Annotated in this window: 6 protein-coding genes; all 6 read left to right on the top strand. The window is 39.9% G+C overall.

Annotated elements, in window-relative coordinates:
- Positions 1–305: pterin-binding domain-containing protein (locus tag FZC40_RS16795; protein ID WP_475638845.1), on the top strand; the 305-nt coding region annotated here is incomplete at its 5' end.
- A 65-nt stretch (positions 306–370) separates the two neighbouring features.
- A complete protein-coding gene (locus FZC40_RS16790) occupies positions 371–997 on the top strand; it encodes a corrinoid protein (RefSeq protein WP_148604237.1) in 627 nt (208 codons plus the stop codon).
- Positions 998–1,126: 129 nt separating this feature from the next.
- On the top strand, positions 1,127–2,113 hold the full coding sequence (locus tag FZC40_RS16785; protein ID WP_148606486.1) for a uroporphyrinogen decarboxylase family protein: 987 nt from the start codon (positions 1,127–1,129) through the stop codon (positions 2,111–2,113).
- 284 nt (positions 2,114–2,397) lie between these two features.
- On the top strand, positions 2,398–3,450 hold the full coding sequence (locus FZC40_RS16780; RefSeq protein ID WP_148606483.1) for an inorganic phosphate transporter: 1,053 nt from the start codon (positions 2,398–2,400) through the stop codon (positions 3,448–3,450).
- A gap of 12 nt (positions 3,451–3,462) precedes the next feature.
- A complete protein-coding gene (locus FZC40_RS16775; protein ID WP_148606481.1) occupies positions 3,463–4,104 on the top strand; it encodes a DUF47 domain-containing protein in 642 nt (213 codons plus the stop codon).
- Between the two features lie 135 nt (positions 4,105–4,239).
- A partial coding sequence (locus tag FZC40_RS16770) for a putative ABC transporter permease (RefSeq protein ID WP_148606479.1) occupies positions 4,240–4,791 on the top strand: 552 nt, incomplete at its 3' end.

Below are 4,791 nucleotides of genomic sequence, written 5' to 3'. Positions count from 1 at the left end.
GCACCTCAGAAGAAGGCATCAGCATGGTAACCGAAGTCATCAGGGGCATTAAAGAACAGTATCCCACCATTCATGTCACCGGTGCCGTCAGCAATATTTCCTTCAACCTGCCCGCCCGAAAAATCGTTAACCAGGCCTTTGCCGTACTGGCGATGAACGCCGGGATGGACAGCTTTATCCTGGATCCACTGAATCAGGATCTAATGGGGATGCTGTTTGCCACCGAAGCGCTGCTGGGTGAAGATGATTACTGCATGGAATATATCGGCGCCTATCGCGAAGGTATTTTTGGTCAGAAAAAATAATTTTAATAATTAACGACACACATCGTTAAGAAATAATCATTTAAAGAAAAAAAGGAGAAAACAAAATGTCGAAAATTGAAGAAGTAAAAGCTCTGGTAGAAGCCGGAAAATCAAAGAAGATTGCTGCAGCCGTACAGGAAGCCCTGGATGCCGGAGATAAAGCGCAGGATATCCTGGATGCCATGGTTGCATCCATGAGTGTTGTCGGAGATAAGTTCTCAGCCGGAGAAATCTTCGTACCGGAAATGCTGATTGCTGCCAAATCAATGTCCAAAGGGGTGGAAGTACTGAAACCAGTGATGGCCGGCGACACCTCAAACTCATTGGGAACCTGCATCATGGGCACCGTCGCTGGAGATCTGCACGATATCGGTAAAAACCTGGTTGTAATGATGCTGGAAAGCGCTGGTTTTGACATGATCGATTTGGGCGTCGACGTACCAGCAGAGAAATTTGTGGAAGCCATTAAAGAGAATAAAAATGTCGTATTGGTAGCCTGTTCAGGTCTGTTGACAACGACCATGCCGGCTCTTAAAGAAGCGGTACAAACCGTTAAAGCCGCCTTCCCAGACATGAAAGTTATTGTTGGCGGCGCACCGGTAACGCCAGAATACGCAGCTGAAATTGGAGCTGATGGTTATGCACCTGATGCCGGCAGTGCTGCTGTAAAAGCAAAAGAATTAGTCGCTTAATAAATATATAAATAAACCCATTGTTTATAACAGTCAAATTACATTACAGTAAAAAATACAGTAAAGAGGCAGTTGCAAAATGTATATATTTTGCAACTGCCAAAATGAAATTTTAAGGAGAAAATATAAATGTTGACACCAAGACAGAATTTAATGGAAACGATTAAAGGCGGTAATCCAGATCGGTTTGTCAATCAATACGAATATTTGGACATCATTATGGAAGCGTCGATAATGATCGGCGATATGCCGATGTTCCCTGGAAATATGGGAAAAGATGCCTGGGGAGTTACCTGGAATTGGCCGGAGGGTCAATTAGGCGGATTCCCAATGCATGATGATGAACACAAGGTTCTGAAAGACATCACAGAGTGGAAGAAATATTTAAAAAAACCGATTATTCCAACAGCAGATGAAGTTTGGGCTCCCGCAATCGCGCATGCCAAGGCAGTAGATCGCAATGAAAAATTTGTAACGACCTTTTTTGCACCTGGTCTTTTTGAAATGATGCATCATCTGATGGGTATGGAAGACGCTTTGATGAATTTTTATGAAGAACCCGAAGCAATGCATGAGCTCATTGATTACATCGTTGACTATGAATTGGAATTTGCAAAAATCGTGATCGATAAAATACATCCCGATGCGCTTTTCCATCATGATGACTGGGGCAGTCAAATATCTACTTTCCTGGCGCCGAAAATGTTTGAAGAATTTTTTCTTCCAGGTTATAAGAAACTATACGGTTTCTACAAAGCCAATGGCGTCGAACTGATCGTCCATCACAGTGATTCCTTCGCAGCAACTCTGGTTCCTTACATGATCGAAATGGATATGGATATCTGGCAGGGCGTAATGAATACCAACAATATCCCAGAGCTGATTGCGGAATATGGCGGAAAAATTTCTTTCATGGGAGGCCTTCACAGCGGAGAAATCGATTTCCCGGAATGGACACCTGAAATCTGTGCTGAATATGTTGAAAAAGCTTGTAAAACGAACGGCAAAAAATACTATATTCCATGTTTAACTTCTGGATTGCCGATGAGTTCATTCCCCGGTGTTTATGAAGAAGTGACACGTCAGATTGATAAAATGAGCAAGGAATTGTTCTAATAAAAGTATTTCTCCCCAAGAGTTACTAAATAAATTGCTCTATTTCGGCTTTAAATCCTGATCGGATTCATGCCGAAATAGAGTTTTTTTGTCCATAATCTCAATTTTTTTAAAAAAAATAGAATTAGTGCTGATTAAATTTAAAAAAATAAAGGTTCTATTAAGGTAGTTTATATAGTAAAATGGAAATGGCAAAAAAACGATAACAAAAAGTGTGCCGATTGAAATTGAGTCAAAGAATTGATTTTTGATGTGCATAGAAAAAAGGGGTAGATAAAAAGAATATGACTATAACTTTATCGGAATTTGTCAATAGCATTATTAGTAACCCGGCGCTATTGGTTATTGTAGTGTTAACCCTTGGGGTCATTCTAGTAAATGGTTGGACTGATGCCCCAAATGCCATTGCTACCTGTGTGTCGACAAGATCCATGGCTCCCAGAAAAGCGATCATGATGGCGGCGGTTTTTAATTTCCTAGGTGTTTTTGTAATGACTTCCATCAGTGCATCGGTTGCCCAAACGATTGCAAATATGGTTGATTTCAGCGGAGATTCTGGGGATGCGACCATCGCCTTGTGTGCGGCCCTCTTTGCAATTGTAATATGGGCCACAGCCGCCTGGTATTTTGGAATTCCAACGAGTGAAAGTCACGCCTTGATAGCCGGAATATCCGGGGCGGCGATTGCGCTGCAAGGCGGTATCGGTGGTATCAATGGTGGAGAATGGATCAAGGTTATTTACGGATTGGTCACTTCTACCGTTTTGGGCTTTGTTTTTGGTTTTTTGGTTGTGAAAATTGTGTCGAGAATCTGTAAAAACATGTCCCGGCAAAAAACGACCGCTTTTTTTAAAAAAGGCCAGGTTGGCGCAGGAGCCGCGATGGCCTTTATGCACGGAGCACAGGATGGCCAGAAGTTCATGGGAATTTTCATGCTTGGGATTTTCCTGGCCCAGGGCAATGCCGATGCATCAAATTTTGTCATTCCCGTTTGGATGATGGTCTTATGTTCCGTGGTGATGGCTTTAGGTACATCCATAGGAGGTATGAAAATCATCAAAACGGTTGGAATGGATATGGTGAAGCTGGAACCTTTTCAGGGATTTAGCGCGGACATAGCAGCTGCAAGCTGTTTATTATTGTCTTCTATCTGGGGGTTGCCTGTCAGTACAACGCACACAAAAACTACTGCCATTATGGGAGTCGGAGCTGCAAAACGGTTTTCCTCGGTAAACTGGTCAACCGTAAATGAAATGATTTTAGCCTGGATACTGACATTCCCAGGATGTGGATTAGTTGGTTTTATAATGGCCTGGGTTTTTATGAAAATTTTCTAAGAAGGAGTCATAATGGCAAAAAAGGGTAAAACAAAAGGGTATAACTATTACAAGGAATTTATGGTTGTTTCTAATTTGATTGTGAAAGCATCAAATATGTTGAATGAAATTCTCCATGATCATGATCTTAAGAATACCGACAAAAAGTTGGCAAAATTGCATGAAATCGAACGCAGTGCAGATGAGCAGAAACATGCGATGATGAATTACTTGTTCAGTGATTTCCTTCCTCCGATTGAACGGGAAGATATAATTGATTTGGCAAGTGCGCTAGATACAGTCATTGATATGATTGAAGATATTTTAAGATATATCGATATGTTTCAAGTTCCGGAGATTACCCCGGAGATGCTGGAATTCATGGAGATAATTGAAAAATCTGCATTGAAGATGCATGATGCAGTAAAAGAATTAAAAAATTTCAAGAAACCAAAAGCGCTTCAGGAAACAATTATTGAAATTAATCGTTATGAAAATCTTGGCGATGAATTATATTTGGAATCAGTCAAAAAACTTTATATCGAAAAAAATGATTCCCTAAATCCCCTTGATACCGTGGCATTGATAAGGATTTATGATTATTTCGAGAAAAGTTGCGATTCTTTTGAAGAAGCGGCAGAAATTATCTCAAGAATTATCTTGAAGAATTCCTAGTCGCAACGAAAAACAAGGGTGAATTGGAGATGTTTCTCCTATCACCAGGATCGTGATAGCGGAGACAGGTGGCATTTTTCACTTGTCTTTTTTTGTGTCAATATCCAAATTAATTATGAATGGAGTCAAAAGGAAATGATTATTACCGTGTTATTGTTCTTTTTTATTTATGCTTTTCTAGGTTGGTGTTGTGAAGTATGCTTTGCCGCTTTGAAGGAAGGCAAATTTATTAACAGAGGATTTCTAAACGGACCATTATGTCCGATTTATGGTTTTGGAGTTCTGGCAGTTGTGTTTTTATTACAACCGTTTAAAGAGAATTTCTTCGTGTTGTTTTTAGGTTCAGTGCTTATTACCAGCATAATTGAACTGGTTGCCGGATTTGTTCTTGAAAAGATGTTTCATCAAAAATGGTGGGACTATGCCGACAAACCGTTTAATATTGGGGGATATGTATGTCCGTTGTTTTCATTAATGTGGGGAGTTGCATGTTTGGTTGTTGTAGATCGTATCCACCCGCTCATAGCAAAAGTAGTTGATTTTATACCTGAAATAATTGCAATTATTCTTTTGGCAGTCATTATTATCTTGTTTGCAAGTGACTTAATTGCAACCGTTAAAATAATACTTAAATTAAATAAAAAATTAGAACGAATCGATGAACTATCAGCGATTATTAAAAAGACA

It is taken from the genome of Acetobacterium tundrae (assembly GCF_008086615.1).
Taxonomy (GTDB): domain Bacteria; phylum Bacillota; class Clostridia; order Eubacteriales; family Eubacteriaceae; genus Acetobacterium; species Acetobacterium tundrae.
The sequence above is the reverse complement of the archived record's forward strand: the minus strand, read 5'-3'. Positions and strand labels throughout refer to the sequence as shown.